Source organism: Bradyrhizobium sp. USDA 4504, from assembly GCF_054063995.1.
Map to the genome: position 1 here is coordinate 5,468,612 of NZ_JBSSGV010000001.1, position 17,515 is coordinate 5,486,126.

The 17,515-nt window shown below is 65.4% G+C and carries 18 protein-coding genes and 1 pseudogene; 8 read left to right on the plus strand and 11 right to left on the minus strand.

Annotated features, from left to right (window positions below):
* Positions 1–21: 21 nt before the first annotated feature.
* Positions 22–1,563, plus strand: a complete 1,542-nt coding sequence (gene garD / locus ACVMB1_RS25735; RefSeq protein ID WP_456849350.1) for a galactarate dehydratase — start codon at positions 22–24, stop codon at positions 1,561–1,563.
* A gap of 93 nt (positions 1,564–1,656) precedes the next feature.
* Positions 1,657–1,830 carry a hypothetical protein gene (locus ACVMB1_RS25740; protein WP_309143757.1) on the plus strand — a complete coding sequence of 58 codons (174 nt, stop codon included), beginning with the start codon at positions 1,657–1,659 and terminating at the stop codon, positions 1,828–1,830.
* A 28-nt stretch (positions 1,831–1,858) separates the two neighbouring features.
* Here ACVMB1_RS25740 and ACVMB1_RS25745 read toward each other — a convergent pair whose 3' ends face one another.
* Together ACVMB1_RS25745 and ACVMB1_RS25750 are read right to left on the minus strand one after the other, a co-directional pair.
* A complete protein-coding gene (locus ACVMB1_RS25745) occupies positions 1,859–3,364 on the minus strand; it encodes a CYTH and CHAD domain-containing protein (protein ID WP_141340743.1) in 1,506 nt (501 codons plus the stop codon).
* A gap of 92 nt (positions 3,365–3,456) precedes the next feature.
* Positions 3,457–3,714, minus strand: coding sequence for a hypothetical protein (locus ACVMB1_RS25750; protein ID WP_141340742.1), 258 nt, complete (start codon positions 3,712–3,714; stop codon positions 3,457–3,459).
* A 218-nt stretch (positions 3,715–3,932) separates the two neighbouring features.
* On the opposite strand from ACVMB1_RS25750, the gene ACVMB1_RS25755 reads away from it, so the two are divergent.
* Positions 3,933–4,109, plus strand: a complete 177-nt coding sequence (locus ACVMB1_RS25755; protein ID WP_168857282.1) for a hypothetical protein — start codon at positions 3,933–3,935, stop codon at positions 4,107–4,109.
* A gap of 49 nt (positions 4,110–4,158) precedes the next feature.
* Here the strand turns inward: ACVMB1_RS25755 and ACVMB1_RS25760 are convergent, their stop codons facing one another.
* The 6 genes from ACVMB1_RS25760 to leuC are packed head-to-tail and all read right to left on the minus strand — an operon-like array spanning position 4,159 to position 10,106.
* Entirely contained in the window at positions 4,159–5,031 is an 873-nt protein-coding gene (locus ACVMB1_RS25760; protein ID WP_141340741.1) for an ABC transporter permease, read from the minus strand.
* Positions 5,028–5,861, minus strand: coding sequence for an ABC transporter ATP-binding protein (locus ACVMB1_RS25765; protein ID WP_141340740.1), 834 nt, complete (start codon positions 5,859–5,861; stop codon positions 5,028–5,030). Before ACVMB1_RS25765 ends, ACVMB1_RS25760 begins: the two co-directional genes overlap by 4 nt.
* Complete coding sequence (locus ACVMB1_RS25770) at positions 5,858–6,919, minus strand: ABC transporter substrate-binding protein (RefSeq protein WP_456849353.1); 1,062 nt, start codon at positions 6,917–6,919, stop codon at positions 5,858–5,860. Before ACVMB1_RS25770 ends, ACVMB1_RS25765 begins: the two co-directional genes overlap by 4 nt.
* Positions 6,919–8,052, minus strand: a complete 1,134-nt coding sequence (gene leuB, locus ACVMB1_RS25775) for a 3-isopropylmalate dehydrogenase (protein ID WP_141340766.1) — start codon at positions 8,050–8,052, stop codon at positions 6,919–6,921. Before leuB ends, ACVMB1_RS25770 begins: the two co-directional genes overlap by 1 nt.
* Positions 8,049–8,699: a 3-isopropylmalate dehydratase small subunit gene (gene leuD / locus ACVMB1_RS25780; protein WP_141340738.1), complete on the minus strand. Its 651-nt coding sequence runs from the start codon at positions 8,697–8,699 to the stop codon at positions 8,049–8,051. The genes leuB and leuD overlap by 4 nt, the downstream gene beginning before the upstream one ends.
* Positions 8,700–8,702: 3 nt before the next feature.
* Positions 8,703–10,106, minus strand: a complete 1,404-nt coding sequence (leuC, locus tag ACVMB1_RS25785; RefSeq protein ID WP_141340737.1) for a 3-isopropylmalate dehydratase large subunit — start codon at positions 10,104–10,106, stop codon at positions 8,703–8,705.
* Positions 10,107–10,251: 145 nt separating this feature from the next.
* Between leuC and ACVMB1_RS25790 the strand changes: the two genes are divergently transcribed.
* Positions 10,252–11,040 carry an IclR family transcriptional regulator gene (locus tag ACVMB1_RS25790; protein WP_141340736.1) on the plus strand — a complete coding sequence of 263 codons (789 nt, stop codon included), beginning with the start codon at positions 10,252–10,254 and terminating at the stop codon, positions 11,038–11,040.
* Positions 11,041–11,284: 244 nt separating this feature from the next.
* On the opposite strand, the gene ald is transcribed toward ACVMB1_RS25790, so the two are convergent.
* A complete protein-coding gene (gene ald / locus ACVMB1_RS25795; protein ID WP_141340735.1) occupies positions 11,285–12,400 on the minus strand; it encodes an alanine dehydrogenase in 1,116 nt (371 codons plus the stop codon).
* 126 nt (positions 12,401–12,526) lie between these two features.
* Here ald and ACVMB1_RS25800 point away from each other — a divergent pair, with 126 nt between their 5' ends.
* From ACVMB1_RS25800 to ACVMB1_RS25810, 3 genes are all read left to right on the plus strand, one after another.
* A complete protein-coding gene (locus ACVMB1_RS25800) occupies positions 12,527–13,015 on the plus strand; it encodes an Lrp/AsnC family transcriptional regulator (protein WP_057017008.1) in 489 nt (162 codons plus the stop codon).
* Between the two features lie 225 nt (positions 13,016–13,240).
* Positions 13,241–14,179, plus strand: coding sequence for a hypothetical protein (locus ACVMB1_RS25805; RefSeq protein ID WP_200844532.1), 939 nt, complete (start codon positions 13,241–13,243; stop codon positions 14,177–14,179).
* Between the two features lie 85 nt (positions 14,180–14,264).
* Positions 14,265–14,975 carry a type 1 glutamine amidotransferase gene (locus ACVMB1_RS25810; protein ID WP_141340733.1) on the plus strand — a complete coding sequence of 237 codons (711 nt, stop codon included), beginning with the start codon at positions 14,265–14,267 and terminating at the stop codon, positions 14,973–14,975.
* A 223-nt stretch (positions 14,976–15,198) separates the two neighbouring features.
* On the opposite strand, the gene ACVMB1_RS25815 is transcribed toward ACVMB1_RS25810, so the two are convergent.
* A complete protein-coding gene (locus ACVMB1_RS25815) occupies positions 15,199–16,077 on the minus strand; it encodes an NmrA/HSCARG family protein (protein WP_253638797.1) in 879 nt (292 codons plus the stop codon).
* 117 nt (positions 16,078–16,194) lie between these two features.
* Here ACVMB1_RS25815 and ACVMB1_RS25820 point away from each other — a divergent pair.
* Positions 16,195–17,090, plus strand: a pseudogene (locus ACVMB1_RS25820) (LysR family transcriptional regulator).
* A 22-nt stretch (positions 17,091–17,112) separates the two neighbouring features.
* Here the strand turns inward: ACVMB1_RS25820 and ACVMB1_RS25825 are convergent.
* A complete protein-coding gene (locus ACVMB1_RS25825; protein ID WP_057017007.1) occupies positions 17,113–17,463 on the minus strand; it encodes a hypothetical protein in 351 nt (116 codons plus the stop codon).
* Between the last annotated feature and the right edge of the window lie 52 nt (positions 17,464–17,515).

Below are 17,515 nucleotides of genomic sequence, written 5' to 3' on the forward strand. Positions count from 1 at the left end.
TGAAGCCAGGAGGAATACGGCATGGACCAGTCGATCGGCGCCCAGGAGCAGCCCCGCTACATCAAGCTCAACGAGCGCGACAATGTCGCGATCGTCGTGAATGATTTTGGCCTGCCGGCCGGCTCCCGCTTCGCCTCGGGCCTGACGCTGCGCGCTTTCGTGCCGCAAGGCCACAAGACCGCGCTGGAAGACATCGCCGAGGGCGCCCCGATCATCCGCTATGGCGAAGTGATCGGCACGGCGCTGTCGCCGATCCTGGCCGGTGAGTGGGTCGACGAGGCCCGTATCCGCATGCCCGAGGCGCCACCGCTCGATCAGCTCGAGATCGCGACCGCGGTGCCGCCCGCGCTGCCGCCGCTCGAAGGCTTCACCTTCGAGGGCTATCGCAATCCCGACGGCTCGGTCGGCACCAAGAACATCCTCGGCATCTCCTCCTCCGTGCAATGCGTCAAGGGCACGATGGAATATGCCGTGAAGCGCATCCGCGCCGAGCTCTTGCCGAAATATCCCAATGTCGACGACGTCGTGCCGTTGACGCACGCCTATGGCTGCGGCGTCGCGATCACCGCACCCGACGCCGTGGTGCCGATCCGCACCCTGCAGAATCTCGCGCTCAATCCGAACTTCGGCGGCGAGATCCTCGTCGTCGGCCTCGGCTGCGAGAAGCTCGCGCCGGAACGGCTGGTGCCGGAGGGCGTCGGCGATGCCATCGTGCGGATGCAGGACGAAGCGTTTGACGGCTTCGGCGCCATCGTCGACGCCATCATGACCCAGGCCGAGGCCCGGCTGAAGGTGCTCAACGCCCGCAAGCGCGAGATCTGCCCGGCCGCCGATCTTGTGATCGGCCTGCAATGCGGCGGCAGCGACGCGTTCTCCGGCGTCACCGCGAACCCCGCGGTGGGCTTTGCCGCCGACCTGCTGGTGCGCGCCGGCGCGACCGTGATGTTTTCGGAAGTCACCGAGGTGCGTGACGCGATCCAGCTTCTAACCCGCCGCGCCGTCAACGAGGATGTCGGCCGCGCGCTGATCCGCGAGATGGAATGGTATGACGCCTATCTCGCCCGCGGCGGCGCCGACCGCAGCGCCAACACCACGCCGGGCAACAAGAAGGGCGGCATTGCCAACATCGTCGAAAAGTCGCTCGGCTCGATCGTCAAGTCCGGCTCCGGCCCGATCGCGGGCGTACTGTCGCCGGGCGAGAAGGCGCGGCAGAAGGGCATGCTGTTTGCGGCGACGCCGGCGAGCGACTTCATCTGCGGCACGCTGCAGCTCGCCTCCGGCATGACCTTGCAGGTGTTCACCACCGGCCGCGGCACGCCGTATGGCCTGGCCGCCGCGCCTGTCATCAAGGTCGCGACCCGCAGCGAGCTGGCACGGCGCTGGAAGGACCTGATCGATTTCGACGCCGGCTGCATCGCCACCGGCGAGAAGACCATCGAGGAAACCGGCTGGGACCTGTTCCGCCTGATCCTCGACGTCGCGAGCGGGCGCACCAAGCCATGGTCGGACCGCTGGGGCATCCACAACGATCTGACGCTGTTCAACCCGGCGCCGGTGACCTGAGCAACCGTGCCTCCTTAACCACCCGTTAGCCACGTCCTGATCGGCCGGGGAACGTCGCAATTCGATTCAAATTGTCTGGGCATGGAGGCACACATGACCCGGGCAACCGATGATCTCAGAGATCAGGCCGACCGCGCCGAGCGGCTGGCACGCACTGACATCGACTCGTTGACCGTCGAGCGCCTGCGTGCCTACGCGGAGGAATGTCGCAACCAGATCGCTGCGGCCGAGCGGGAGAGGCAATCGGGGGCATCACCAGCGGGATAGATGTCCGGAGTTCGCCACCACACGCTCGTCAAAATTTCTCGAGTCCTCGCACTTCCCTGGCGGCGACCTTGATCAGCGGCTTGACCGCCTGTTCCTCTCGGCCAAGCACAACGCCCGAGGCGAAGGCGCTGGCGCGCTCCTTCCGATGCGGGGACTTCAGCGTCGCATCGACCGCCAGCTTGCGGTGCGCGACAAAATCGTTGAGCGAGCCAAGCGCATCCTGGACCCGCTTCAGGTGCCTGGACAGCCGCGCGAGTTGCTTGCGCTCACCCTTGCGCGGAAACAGGCTTTCGAAGAAGTCGATCGCGTATCTGAGCTTCTTGGCCCTGATGCGCACCTTGTGCCGCTCCTGGGCCGACAGCTCGTCGAGACGCCGGCCATCCTTGCGCAGCTTCCTGATGCGGCGATGCAGCAGCGCGGCGGCGAATTCCTCGATCGGACCGCCTTCATCCTCCGCGGCAACGGTCTGCTTTGCCTCGATCCATTGCAACGTATCGATCAGCATGGACCGATAGCGCTGCGAATTGACCGCGTGCCTCGCGCCGGCAAATGCGCGATCACGGCGGCCGGAAAATTCCTGCCGGATCGCTTTTCCGCCGCGCCGCAGCAGCGCGTCATGCGATGCTGGCTCGATATCTTCCTTGACGAACACGTCAAGCTCGCGCGCCGGGGCGAGCGCATTGGTGAGCCACTTCAGCTGCGTCTTGATGTCTTCCGTCGGGGCCACGGTCAGGATCTTCGAGAACAGCGAGATCGCGGCGCGCAGCCGCCGCAACCCAACCCGCATTTGGTGAATGCCTTCCGCCTCGCCCTCGCGGACGGCCTCGGCATTCGACGAGAGGTGACGAAGCGCGGCGCGCGCGATCACCCGGAACGCCGCGCCGGCGGTAAGTCCGGCGTCGAGCACGATGCTCCCGGCGGAGACGACGACATGCTCCTCGCCATCGGCAAGTTCATAGCCGTGTTCGGCTTTCGAGCGCAGATCGAGCTCCGCTGCCGCCTTCCGCTCCAGCGCCCTTGCGACCCGGAACAGGTCGAGCGGGCGGCCGCTCTTGAGTTCGAGTTCGACCTCGTCGATTCGGCGCGAACGGTGCCCGGCCGTGGTGTAGCCGCGATCGATCGCGAGTTCGATCTCGCTGCGTTTGGTCCGCAGCGGCACGGTGATACGCCGCACTGACGTCTCGAATACCGGTTTCAGCTTGCGACGCAGCCTGCCAGACGTGAGTCCTTCAAGCGGCGTACCTTTGGCCTTGTCGAGGTTGAGGTTTCCGTCCGCTAGGTCAGTCTCCCATTCGCCCCGTTCAAACTGCGGACCCGCTCCCGACTTGATAGTCTGAACATAGTTGCCGCCATCCCGCCGCACGCGCAACGTCAGTCCGTGCCGCTTGAGCTTGTGCTTCGCGGTGTCGAAATAGGTCGAGACGAGATCGCTCTCGGATGGTGCACCGCTCTTGCTGCCGGCGACCAGCGGTTTCTTCAGTCCCTTGAGCTTGCGCGCGGGAACGTGGAATTTGAGCTCCGTCTCGGCCGCCATCGTCGCTCCATGCCTGGGGCACCAAGCAAACGTCCGCCGTGACGAGGTCAGCGACGGACGTTCATGCTCACACAAGATCGCCTGAGTTGGCGTCAATCGTCGTCGTTATGGATGACGGTCTTGCTGCGATTGCCGAATTCGTCCCGCTTCTTGATGACCGTGGTCCGGTCATGGCGCGGCTCACGCTCCTTGATCACCGTGGTGCGATCACGATCGCGATCGCGATATTCGGGTGCCCGACCAACCGTTACGCCTGCGCCGACGGGACCTGCGCGGACACCGATATCATCGGCGAACACAGGCGATGCGATCGCGGTCACCATGGCCGCGGTTAGCAGATACGTCCTCATGCCGTCTCTCCTCCTCCAGTTGCGACGTGAAGGAGGAACGTCGAGTGCGACGCACCGTTCCTGTATCGACCGTGCTGCAATTGCTCACGCTCAGTTGCGAAATATCGCACCGGGAACTCGCTGAACAGGCATTCATCTGTGTGGCGAAATACCCATGTTCCACGCGTTGAATAGCCTGAATTGATGTCCCACGTCCTTAACTAATAGGAGGACGTTCCATGAAACAGTCACAGCACTTCCGCGATAATGCGGAGAACTGCGCGCAACTTGCCGAGCGTGCCGACGACGGGCCGACCTACAATCGCTTCAAGCGAATGGAAGCGGCTTGGCGCGCGCTGGCAAAGGAACAGGACTGGCTCGACGGCGAGACCTCGCCATCGGAAAATGCAGCCTAGATCCGGGCCAGCCGTGGCGGCAAATGCGACGTCGCCACGGCCCCGCGGCCTATTCGGCGCTGCGTTGCCGCTGCCAGCGCAACAGATAGGCCTGCAGCCGCCAGATGATCGCCGACAGCACCACACCGACCAGCATCAGCACCACGACAGCAACCATCATGCCCGAGGCCTCGCCGCGCGCCTCCGATTCGATGATGAGGCGACCGATGCCGCGCTCGGCGCCGATGAACTCGCCGACGATCACGCCGATCAGCGCGAAGGAGATCGCAGGCGTCAGCGAAGCGAACACCCAGGCCATCGTCGAGGGGATCACCACCGTCCGGGTGATCTGCCATTCGCTGGCGCCGAGCAGCCGCGCGGCGTTGGCGAAGCCTTCGTCGATCGAGCGCGCGCCCTCGAAAGTGTTGAAGAACACCAGGAACACGACGACGATCCAGGACGTCACGATCTTCGACATGTCGCCGATCCCGAATGCTAGCACGATGATCGGCGCCAGCGCGATCCGCGGGATCGAGTTCACCGCGGTGATGAAGGGCTGAAAGATCGCGCTCAGGCGGTCGGATCGTCCCAGGATCAGCCCCGCGATGAAGCCGCTGACAACGCCGGTGACGAAGCCGAAGAAAGTGTTCTTCAGGGTGATGGCGGTCGCGGCCCAGAGGTTGTTCTCGTTGCGCGCCAGGCACTTTCCGAAGTCGCCGTTGAACCAGCTGTTGAAGGCGCCGAGCTTCGAGGTCAGGCAGCTCTGGATCAGGAAGTTGTCGAAGATCATTGACGGCTTCGAGATGAAGTAGGGATCGAGCAGGTCGGGCACCAGCCAGGGCAGTTTGGTGCGGAGGTCGTAGCCCCATTGCCAGACCGACAGCACGACTGCGCAGATCAGGACCTGCCAGCCGACCGTGCCGAGCGTGCCGTACCTCTTCATATGCTGCGGCCCCTGACGAATTCCTCGCCCAGCGAATGCCAGATGTGCTGGAACAGCTCGGCATAATGCGGGGTTTCGCGCACCTTCACCGCATCGCGCGGGCGGTCGAAATCGACCTCGAACATGTCCTTGATCCGGCCCGGCCGCGCCGAGAACAGGATGATGCGGTCGGCCAATGTCAACGCCTCGCCGAGATCGTGGGTCACGAACAGCACGGTCTGCTGCTCGCGCTCCCAGATCCGGAGCAGCACCTCGTGCATGTCGATCTTGGTGTGGGTGTCGAGCGCGCCGAACGGCTCGTCCATCAGGAGAATCTGCGGCTCGACGATCAGCGTCCGCATCAGCGCCGCGCGCTGGCGCATGCCGCCCGACAGCGCCGACGGATAGGCGTTCTCGAATCCCTTCAGGCCGGCTTGCGCGACGCATTCGGCGATGCGCTCCTTCCGTTCGTGAGCCGGCACGCCTGATAGCTCCAGCCCGTAGCCGATATTGTCGCCGACGGTCCGCCACGGAAACAGCGTGTCGCGCTGGAACACGTAGCCGACGTTGGGCGTCGCCTTGCCGGCGACGACGCGCTTGCCGTCGATCAGGATCTCGCCGCCGGTCGGGCGGATCAGCGAGGCGATCATGTTGAGCACGGTGCTCTTGCCGGAGCCCGACGGCCCGAGCAGCGCGACGAACTCGCCGCGGCGGACGTCGAAGGTCACGTCGCGCACGGCCTCGATCGTGGTTTTGGCGAGCTGGAACGACTTGCTCAGGCCCTTGACCTCGACGCGGCGATCGGCCGAGGCGCGCGGCGATACGGTTGCGCTTGTCTCGAGCGCGCTCAACCCGGATAGGCCTTTCGCGCCGCTTCGATCAGGTTGGAATTGACCACGTCGGCGATCTTGAGCGGCTTGATGCCGGTCATCTCGCGAAACCAGACCTTCTCGCCGCGAGCGAAGCTCGCGGCGTCGATCGAGCCCTCATAGTCCGCGACCTTCTGGATCGACGTAATCTCCAGCAGATTGGCCTCTCGCGAGGTGCTGCCGACATAGGGCTCGATGTCGTCGTAGACCTCGGTCGGCTTGTGGGTCTTGATCCACTGCGAGGCCCGCCACAGCGCGGTGACGTAGGCCTGCATCTTGGCGGGGTCCTTGTCGATGGTGGCTTGCAGCGTGAAATGCGCCGTGACCGGCACCTTGCCGCCGATATGCTTGTTCCAGATCGCCTCGTCGGTGCCATCGAACAGCAATTCGCCCCAGCCCTGCTGCTGTGCCTCGTTCAACAGCGACAGCGAGCTGACGAGGATATCGACCTGCTTCGACTTCAGCGATCCCAGCATGGTGTCGACATTGCCGGTGCCGATCCAGGTCACCTTGTCGTCAAGCCCCATGGTTTCCATATAGTAGGACGACCAGACATGGTTGGTGCCGCCGAGCGAGGAGACCGAGACGATCGGCTTGCGGCCATCGGGCCGCTTCCATTGCGTGAACGCCTCCAGCGAGTTGATGCCCTGGTCCTTCAGGTCCTTGCGGATAATGAACATCACCGAGTTCGATCGCGTGTCGACCGGCAACAGCACGCGCGCGGCGCGGCCGTGATTGGTCAGCTGCATCGGATGGGTGACGTCGCCGATGCCGATATCGCCCTGCGACGAGGCTATGATCTCGCGGGTCTTCACGCCGCTGCCGCCCTGCACCAGCTTGCAGTCGAGCCCGGCCTCCTTGAAGTAGCCTATACGGTCGGCGACGAACTGCGTCTGATAGACTGGCACCGCGACCGGATAGATCGCGCGGCCCGCGGCCGCCTGCGCCCACGCACGCCCGGTCGCCAGCGCGGCGCCGCCGGCGGCGATGACCGTCAGCGCCGATCGCCTTGAAATGTGGGGCATGGTGAGGCGCGCCATCACGCGTGCTCCTTGGCCGAGATCCTGTCGAGTGCGCCGAGCACCGCATCGCCCATCTGGACAGTCGACAGCTTTTTCGCCCCGGCCTCGGCGATATCGGCCGTGCGGGCGCCGGAGGCCAGCGCGGCCTGCACCGCCTTCTCGAGCAGGTCGGCGTCCTCCGGCCGGTTCAGCGTCAGGCGCAGCAGCATCGCGACACTCAGGATCGAACCGAGCGGATTGGCGATGCCCTTGCCCGCGATGTCGGGCGCGCTGCCATGCACCGGCTCATAGAGCGCCTTGCGCCGGCCGAAGCGATCGACCGGGCCGAGCGAGGCCGACGGCAGCATGCCGAGCGAGCCCGAAGCCATCGCCGCGCAGTCCGACAGGATGTCGCCGAAGATGTTGCCGGTCACCATCACGTCGAACTGCCGCGGCTCGCGCACGATCTGCATCGCGGCGTTGTCGACATAGAGATGGGTCAGCTCGACATCGGAGAACTCCTCCTTGTGCAGCTTGATCACCTCCTCGCGCCAGACCACACTGGTCTCCAGCACATTGGCCTTGTCGACCGAGCAGACCTTGTTGCGCCGGGTCCGCGCCAGCTCGAAGGCCGAGCGCGCCACGCGGCGGATCTGGTTCGTGGTGTATTGCTCGGTGTTGAAGCCGCGGCGCTGGCCGTCGTGCAGCGTCTCGATGCCGCGCGGCTCGCCGAAATAGATGCCGCTGGTCAATTCGCGGATGATGACGAAATCGACGCCGTCGAGCACCTCGGCCTTGAGTGGCGCGGAGGCCGACAGGGCCGGGCTCGCCACGATCGGCCGCAGATTGGCATAGAGATCGTATTTGCTGCGCAGGCCGAGCAGACTGCCGGCCTTGCGTGCCGCGGCCGGCACTTCGGTGGTCTCCGGCCCGCCGGTCGCACCCCACAGGATCGCATCGGCCTCGTCCATCGCCTCGGCGGTGTCCTCGGGCAGCACCTTGCCGGTCGCCAGATACGGGATCAGGCCGTATTGCGCCTCGCGCAGCGTCATCGGAACGCCGCGCTTCGCCGCGAACCAGTCGAGCACGCGGCGCGACTGCGCGGTGACCTCGGGGCCGATGCCCTCGCCGCCGACGACGGCGACCTTGACCATATTGGATTGCGTGCTCATGCCGGTGTCCTTGAAGCGGGTGTCGTTGTCGAATGAATCCATGGCCGCGCCGCGCGGTCGGAGGCCTGGAAGGCGCGGATCTCGTCGTCGCGCTGCAGCGTCAGCGCCACCTCGTCGAGCCCCTTCAATAGCCCCTCGCGCCGCCGCGGATCGATCTCGAACGAATGCCGCGCGCCCGACGGCGAGACGACGGTCTGGGCCTCGAGGTCGATCGAGACCTTGCCCGCGCCCTGCGTCGCCTCGATGTCGGCGGCAAGCTGATCGACCACCGCCTTGTCGACGATGACGGGCAGGATTCCGTTCTGGAAGCAGTTGGCGAAGAAGATGTCGCCGAAGCCGGAGCCGATGATGGCGCGGATGCCGCGCTCCTGCAGCGACCACACCGCGCCCTCGCGCGAGGAGCCGCAGCCGAAATTCGGCCCGGTCACCAAAATCTCCGCCTCGCGGTACGGCTCGCGGTTCAGGATGAACTCCGGATTCTCCGAGCCGTCGGGCAGATAGCGCAGCGAGCCGAACGCCCATTTACCGAGCGTGCCGCGGATCGAATTGCCCACCAGCCGCTCGATGCGGATGATGACGTCGGTATCGATATTGCCGCGCATGATCGGCGCGGCGGTTGCGGTGAGCTTGTCGAACGGCTTTGGCATGCTCTAGCGTCCCATCATCCTGACATCGGCGATCGCGCCGGCAATCGCGGATGCCGCGGCGCTCGCGGGGCTCGCCAGATGCGTCCGCGCGCGCGGCCCCTGCCGGCCGACGAAATTGCGGTTCGAGGTCGAGACCGAGCGCTGCCCGGGCGCCACCACCTCGCCATTAGCGGCCAGGCACATCGAGCAGCCCGGCTCGCGCCACTCGAAGCCGGCGTCGATAAAGATCTTGTCGAGCCCTTCGGCGACCGCCTCGCGCTTGACGTTCTCGGAACCCGGCACCACCCAGGCGCGGACCCCGGCCGCGACCTTGCGGCCGCGCGCGACCTCGGCCGCGGCGCGCAGATCGCTGAGCCGGCTGTTGGTGCAGGAGCCGATGAACACCCAATCGACCGGCGTGCCCGCGATCGGCGCCCCGCCTTGCAGGCCCATATACTCGAGCGCAGTCTCGATCGCGGCGCGCCGCAAGGGATCGTCGACCGCCTTCGGGTCGGGAATCACGCCGTCGACGCCGACGACGTGCTCGGGGCTGATGCCCCAGGTCACCTGCGGGATGATCTTCTCGACATCGATCACGACCTCGCGGTCGAACACCGCGTCGGGATCGCTCGGCAGTTCGCGCCACGCTTTCACCGCGAGATCCCACATCTCGCCTTGCGGCGCATAGGGACGGCCGCGGAGGAATTCGAACGTCTTCTCGTCCGGTGCCACCATTCCCATCTTGGCGCCGAGCTCGATCGAGAGGTTGCAGATCGTGAGCCGGCCCTCGATCGGCAGCGCGCGGATCGCACTGCCGGCATATTCGACCGCATAGCCGGTGCCGCCGGCGGCGCCGATATGGCCGATCAGCGCCAGGATCATGTCCTTGGCGGTGACGCCGAGCGGCAGCTTACCCTCGAAGCGCGCGCGCATCGTCTTCGGGCGGCGCTGGATCAGCGCCTGCGTCGCCAGCACATGGGTGAGCTCGCTCGACCCGATGCCGAAGGCGAGCGCCCCCAAGCCGCCATGGGTGCAGGTGTGGCTGTCGCCGCAGACGATGGTCGCGCCCGGCAGGCTCAGGCCGAGCTCCGGACCGATGACGTGGACGATGCCCTGGCCGGGCTGATCGACGTCGAACAGCGTGATGCCGCTCGCCGAGGTCTCGACCCGCAGCGCCGCCAGCAATTCCAGTCCGATCTTGCTGGTTCCGGCGCGGCCCGGCGCCGTCGACAGCGCGTGATCCGGCGTTGCAAAGGTCAGTTCGGGATTGTGGACATTGAGGCCCCGGCTCTTGAGATCGAGCAGGCCGCGCGAGCCGCCGAGATCGTGCAGCAGATGGCGGTCGATATGAAGGAGGTCTGTGTCTTCGCTGAGGCGAGCAATGACATGCTGGTCCCAGATCTTCTCGAGCAAACTTCGGCCGGGCATCCGCCTTCCCCTGCTCTGTGCGTTTCCATGCGGCTTGATCTTATTGGCGCCAATCTGGGCCAAAGTTGTCGTCAAGTGAAGCAGTTTTGCCCTAACATCACATATGTGATGGAGGTGCGGTACTTGACCCACCGAGGAGCCAGCCATGCCGAATCCGAATAAGACGGCCATCGTCAAATCGGCCATGCGGACGTTTGCAGTTCTGGAGTTCTTTCGGAAAACAAAGCGGGCTGCTTCCGTGACCGAAATATCGTCCGCGCTGGAGATGCCCCAGTCGAGCACGTCAGTGTTGCTTCGATGTCTCGTTGAATTGAACTACCTGGAATACGAGCGAAAGACCCGGCTCTTCATCCCGAGCTACCGGGTCAATTTGCTGGGTGACTGGATCCGTCGTTCCCCGTTCCGTGATACCAAGCTCACCGATCTGATGGAGGAACTCTGGACCGCGACGGGCGGCGAAACCGTTATGCTCGGACAACAGGCCGGCGCCGCCGGGATGCAATATCTGCACGTTGTCCCCGGCGGCTCTCAGCTTCAGTACACGGCACAAGCCGGTCAAATACGACCGATGGTGCGGACCGCGCTCGGACATGTGCTGCTGAGCCAAATGCCGAACACCAAAATTCGCGGCATTATCCGGCGCAACAATGCCGAGGAGCCGAGTCAGTCGGCGCGCGTTCGCGAATCCGCCTTTCTCGAAGAGGTCGAGCGCATTCGCCGCCGCGGCTTTTCCGAGACAGGCGGCCGCACGACGCCAGGCGCAAACACAATAGGCATGCTCGTTCCCCTGCCAAAGCGACGCGCTCCGCTGGCTATCGGCATCGGCGGCCCCATCGAACGTATCGCGGCAAAGCGCGCGCGCATCATTGAAGTCATGCAGAGCCGGCTGAAGGAATTGACAGATGAAGCCGGGCCAAAATTCGTTGAGAAATGACCTCTTGGGACGCATAACGCGTCGTGCGGATGACGGAGCCGTAGCCCGGATGAAGCGAAGCATTCGGACTAAATATCTGTCTTCTCCTCCCCCCTGAGGGGGAAGGTCGGGATGGGGGTCAGCCGCAGGCGACGCTCTATGTGGAGAGAGTTGATCCCCACCCGCTTTGCTCTGGCGAGCAAAGCGACCTCCCCTTTTGAAGGGGAGGTTGGGACCCGCGCTGCAGTTAGATCTTTCGAATTTCCTACGACGCCAGCGCTTCTTCCGGCATCACGGCCGACAGATGCTGGCTTTCGGCGACGGCGCGGTTGGTGATGCGGCCGCGATGCACGTTGAGGCCGGCGCGCAGATGCGGATCCTCGACCAGCGCGCGCAGCCCCTTCGATGCCAGCGCCAGCCCGAACGGTAGCGTGGCGTGGTTGAGCGCGTGGCTCGAGGTGACCGGCACCGCGCCCGGCATGTTGGCGACGCAATAATGCACGATGTCATCAACGAGGTAAGTCGGCGCCTGATGCGTGGTCGGCTTCGAGGTCTCGAAGCAGCCGCCCTGGTCGATCGCGACGTCGACCAGCACCGCGCGGCGTTTCATGCCTGCAAGCTGCGCGCGCGACACCAGCTTTGGCGCGCTGGCGCCCGGCACCAGCACCGCGCCGATCACAACATCAGCCGCGAAGACCTCCTGCTCGATCGCTTCCAGCGTGGCGTAACGGGTGCGGACGCGGCCGAGGAAGAGGTCGTCGAGCGCGCGCAGCCGCGGCAACGAGCGGTCGAGAATGGTGACTTCGCTGCCAAGGCCTGCCGCCATCCGCGCCGCATGGGTGCCGACCACGCCGCCACCGATGATCGCAACCCGCGCCGGCGGAACGCCGGGCACGCCACCGAGCAGCTTGCCCATGCCGTCGGCGGATTTGCGCAGCGCGGCGCCCGCGGCCTCGATCGCGAGCCGGCCGGCGACTTCGCTCATCGGCGCGAGCAGCGGCAGTCCACCTTGTGCGTCGGTCACCGTCTCATAGGCCACCGCCGTGCAGCCGGAGGCGATCAGACCCGCGGTCTGCGGCACATCGGGCGCGAGATGCAGATAGGTGAAGAGGATCTGTCCCTCGCGCAGCCTGATCCATTCGGACGGCTGCGGCTCCTTCACTTTCACGATCATCTCGGCGACGGAAAACACCTCTTCGGCGGTATCGGCGATCCGCGCGCCGGCCTGCGTGTAGACGTCGTCGCCGGCACCGATGCCGTCACCGGCGCCGCGCTGGACCACGACCTCGTGGCCGTGCGCCACATATTCCCGCACCGAGTCAGGCGTCAGCCCGACCCGATACTCCTCGACCTTGATTTCCTTGGGCACGCCGATGCGCATGGTCCGCTCCTTGAAGGATTCGTTTCCGCCGTCGTCAAGGCTATGCCCCGTCACATGGCGTTTCTCGGCGATTTCCGGCTTGCTCACAGCAAAATACGCCCATATCCTTCGCATTCCGCTCAGCTCTTGAAGGAAATCTGCGTGGACGGTCTCGATCGTATCGACCTCAGGATCCTCGCCGAGCTGGTCAGCGATGCCCGCGCCAGCCAGATCGAGCTTGCCGAGAAAGTCGGGTTGTCGCCGACCGCCTGCGCGCGGCGGATCCGCCATCTTGAGGAGATCGGCGTGATCCGCGGCTATCGCGTCGACCTCGAACCATCAACGCTTGGACTCGTGACCACCGTCGTCGTCACCATCACGCTGGAGAAGCAGAGCGAGGATTATCTGGCAGCCTTCGAGGCCGCGATCGCACGCTGTCCCGACGTCGTGTCCTGCCATCTGATGTCGGGCAGCGACGATTATCATCTGCAGGTGATCGCCCGGGACATCGCCGACTTCGAGCGCATCCACAAGCAGCATCTGTCGCGGATGCCGGGCGTCGCCCGCATCCATTCCAGCTTCGCGATGCGCGAGGTGGTCCGCCGCACCATTCCCGAGACCGCGCTGCGCGGCTGACGGTCACGCACCACCACGCACTGTCACAATCGGACACTGTCACAATCGGGCACTGTCACAATCGGGCACTGTCACAATCGGGCACTGTCACAATCGGGCACTGTCACAATCGGATCTGCCCGGCTCGCTCCCACACGCAATTTTTAGTTCGTGATTCGCCGCCGTCTATGACAGAATTGCTACAGTTCAATATCAATTCGGTTACACGCGGAGCGGTGAATGAGCATGGAGTGGCGGGCACGGCCGGTTTCGCTGGCTTGGTCAAATCCAGTGGTCCGGTGGTGGGGCTTCTTGAGCCTCGTCAGCGCCGCCAACATCGCGGTCTGGTTCGCGCTCTACCGCCAGTTCAATGAACAGGCCAATGGCAGCTTCAGCAACACCTCGGGCATCGGCCTGATGATGCTGCTGTGCGCGGCCTATGTGTTCGGCTGTGCCTTCCGCTCGGTCCTGCCGCGCGCCGACGTGCAGCGCATCTGCCTGTTCGACACCTGGCTGTCGAGCGTCGTGGTCGGCCGCACCGTCGCCACCGTCGCAGAGGTCTGCTTCGCCGCGCAATGGGCAATCATCCTGCATCAGCTCGGCACCATGACCGGCGCCGAGACCACCGTGAACATCGCCTGGATCATCGTGCCGCTGATCGTGATCGCGGAATGCTTTTCCTGGTATGCGGTGCTGACCACCCATTATCTCTGCAACGCGATCGAGAACTCGATCTGGGCGGTTGTGTTCTTCCTGGTCGGGATCGCGCTGTGCCGGCTGCTGCCGGAGTTTCATGGCCCGGTGCGCTGGGCCTTCGTCGTCGCGATCGTCGGCATCGCCGGCTTCCTCGCCTTCCTGATGACCGTCGACATCCCGATGTATCTGAATCGCTGGCGCGCCAACCTCGCCGCCGGCGGCACGCTGCTGCATCCGCTGGAAGGCTTGCGCGACGTCAGCCGGCGCTGGGTCGTGACCCACGACATCGCCGAGTGGCGCGAGGAGATCGCCTGGATGTCGCTGTATTTCAGCATGGCGGTCTGGTCGAGCCTCGCGCTCTGCGTCGGCTACTCGCTCGAGGATCAGCTGCCGCGCTACCGCACCGAGCCCGTGATCGTCGCAACGACGCCGGCGCCGACAGCGCAGCACACCGCCACGATCGACGCGGCGGTACCGTCGCGGAATTGATCGGCGACCGCCGCGCGCGGCTTGTCGCCGCCAGTGCTTTCGGAGTAAAGGCTGAGGCGTCCCCGCTCATCCGTCAGCGCGTTCCATGCCCCGCATCACCATCATCGAAACCGGGCTCGTCAACCCGCAAGCCCGCGAGCGCCACGGCAGCTATCCGCAGATGTTTCAGCGGATGGTGGCGACCGCCGATCCATCTGTTGGCTGCGACGTCGTCAGCCTCGCCAATGGCGAGACGCTGCCGGATCCGGTCGCATTGGATGCGATCCTGATCACGGGATCGGCCGCCGGCGTCTACGACGACGTCGCGTGGATCGCGCCGCTCGAAGCCTTCGTGCGCACGGCCCATGACAAGCGCATTCCGACTGTCGGCGTCTGCTTCGGCCATCAGCTGATCGCGCAGGCGCTCGGCGGCACGGTGCGCAAATCCGAGAAAGGCTGGGGCATCGGGCGCCATGTCTATCGGATCGCGCCGGACAACGGGCTGATCGACGGCGAGACGATCGCCGTCGCCTGCTCGCATCAGGACCAAGTGGTCGACCCGCCCGCCTCAGCGCGCACCATCCTGTCGTCCGGGTTCACGCCGCACGCCGCCCTGCTCTACGCCAACGGCACGACGCTGTCGGTGCAGCCGCATCCGGAATTCACCGCCGACTATGCCGACGCGCTGTGCGACCTGCGCCGCGGCCTCGCGCCGGATGCCCTGATCGAAGCCGCCAAGACTTCGCTCACCGAACCGCTCGACCACGCCACGCTTGGCGGCGTGATCACGCGCTTCCTCGTGCGCCGTAGCAACTAGACATCGTGTTCGCTTGGCGGCCGCAACGGAACTGCGCTCCCTCGCCCCGTTCTTACGGGGAGAGGGTTGGGGTGAGGGGCTGTCACCACGTCAACGGAGCCAGAAAAATTCGCGGAGGCTCCCCCCTCACCCGCATCGCATCTTCGATGCGATGCGACCTCTCCCCGCACGCGGGGGAGAGCTGAAGGAAGCGCTTGCTTCGCTGTAAAGCCTTCATTCGCAGCTAGCCCTTGTGCCACTGCGCGGCGGCGTCGCGGGCGAAATCGCGATAGGCCCGCGGCGCGCGGCCGAGCAGCTTCGTCAGGCGTGCCAGCTCGTCGGCCGTCGCGACCGCGCCGTCGCTCTGGTACCGGCCAAACATGAGGCGCATGTCGAGCGCGAGCCATGCCGGCATCGCTGCCTTGAAACGCTGCTCCATCGCCGCGAGATCGTCCCCGCCATAGCTGACCGCGCGGCCAAGCTCATCGCGCCAGATCGCAGCCACGCCCTCGCCGGTCACGACGTCGGGGCCGACCAGCGCGTAGGTCTCGCGGCCCAGCGGTGCGGACGCGCGCTCGCGGCGCAGCAACTCGATCGCGGCCGCCTCGCCGATATCGCGGATGTCGACCATCGAGATGCCCTTCGCGCCGATCGGCATGCCGTAGGCGCCGAAGTTCAGCAGCGGCTCCTTCAGCCGAAGATCGTTCTGGATGAAATAGGCCGGACGCAGGACAGTCGCGGGAAGATCGAGCGCCTCGATCATCCGCTCGACCGTGTGCTTGCCGGCGAAATGCGGCACGTCGGCATAGGCCTCGCCCTTGAACACCGAGAGATAGACGATGCCCTTGACGCCGGCCTCGCGTGCGGCGGTCAGCGTCAGCATCGCCTGCGTCAGTTCGTCGGCGGCGTTCGGCACCAGCAGGAACAGCGTGCTGACGCCAATGAGCGCCGCGCGGACCGAATCCACGTCGGCAAGATCGCCGCGAACCGCCGTCACGTGCTGCGGAAATTGCGCCTTGCCGGGCGAACGCGTCAGGGCCCGAACCTCGACGCCCTGGCCGGCGAGATGATTGAGAACCTGGGTGCCGATGGTGCCCGTGCTGCCTGTCACCAGAATGGTCATGTCGAATAACTCCTTTGTTGCGGCAGATCGTCTGCCGCTGCGGAGAAGCTAGACGTTCCAATTTTCCTTTGGAGATGGCATTATCTGAACAGGCCGTTTCGAATATGGAACAGTTCGATGGACCTTCAGGCACTCGCCGATTTCAATCTGGTGGCCGCGCATGGCGGGCTCGGCCGCGCCAGCCGGGCTTCCGGACGGGCCAAGGCCACGCTGTCCCGCCGCGTCGCCGAACTGGAACAGAGTCTCGGCGTCCGCTTGATCGAGCGGGGTTCGCAGAGTCTGCGACGGACCGATGAGGGCCGCGCGCTGCACGAGCGTACCAGCGGTCCGCTGTCCGACATCGCCGAGGCCGGCGAAGCCGTGGTGCTCGGCGCGTCGACGCCGCGCGGCCGCTTGCGGGTCAGTGCGCCGGTCTTGCTCGCCCATGTCGCGTTCGGCCGGATCGGTGCGCGCTTTGCGCACGCCTATCCCGACGTCCAGCTCGAGATCGTCGCGAGGATCGCCTGGTCGACCCGGTCGAGGACGGCTATGACCTCGTCATCCGCATCAACCCGTCAGCGGATGAACGTCTGGTCGGCCGCCGCTTCCTCAGCGACGAACTGCTCGTCGTGGCGCATCCCGATCGACAATGGCCGACGACCGCCGCGCGCGATCCGAATGGCGTCTCCGTCGATGCCGTTCTGATGTCGCAGACGCCGCCGGACACGCTTTGGCACATCCGGAATGAACGCGAAGAGATCACGCTCAGGCCACGGGCGGTGCTGCGTCTCTCATCGATGCTGATGATGCGCGATGCTGTGCTCGCAGGCGCCGGCGCGGCCCTGCTGCCGAAGCTGCTGGTCGATGACGACATTGCCGCGGGGCGGCTCGCCTATTGGGGAACGGATGCCAGACCTCCGATCGAGGTCTGGGCGCTGCAGAGCTCGCGACGGCTGGTCGGCGCAAAGGTTCGCGCGTTTCTCGACGTCGTCGAGCAGGCGTTCCCGAACCGGGTGTTCGTCCCGCCGGCCTGAGTTGCAGCCCGGACGATGCGCCTCAGGTCATGCTGCCCGGCATGAAGCAGCGCACGCGCGGGTGGCCGTCGATATAGTGCTTCCACACCATGGTGCGCCCGACCTTGTTCGGCTCGGTGATCACCGCCTCGTTGGGCACGACAACCCATTCATTGTCGATGAGCACGCGATAGTGGCCATGATCCGACTCCCAGTCGGGATCGGCGACCACATAGCCGTCGGCATCCGAGCAGCATTGTCCATAGCCGCTGTGCAGGCTTTCAAACCAGGGTTTCAGCGGTGAATTGGCGTAGCGGCCGTCGTCCCGCGCCAGGGTCGGCGATGTCAGCCACATCGTCCCGAGCAGCAGTGCCGCACGCGTGATGGCGTGCATGTCGTCGTCTCCGTAAGCGTCTGTCCAGCTGCGGGCGCGTCACAGACTGCTC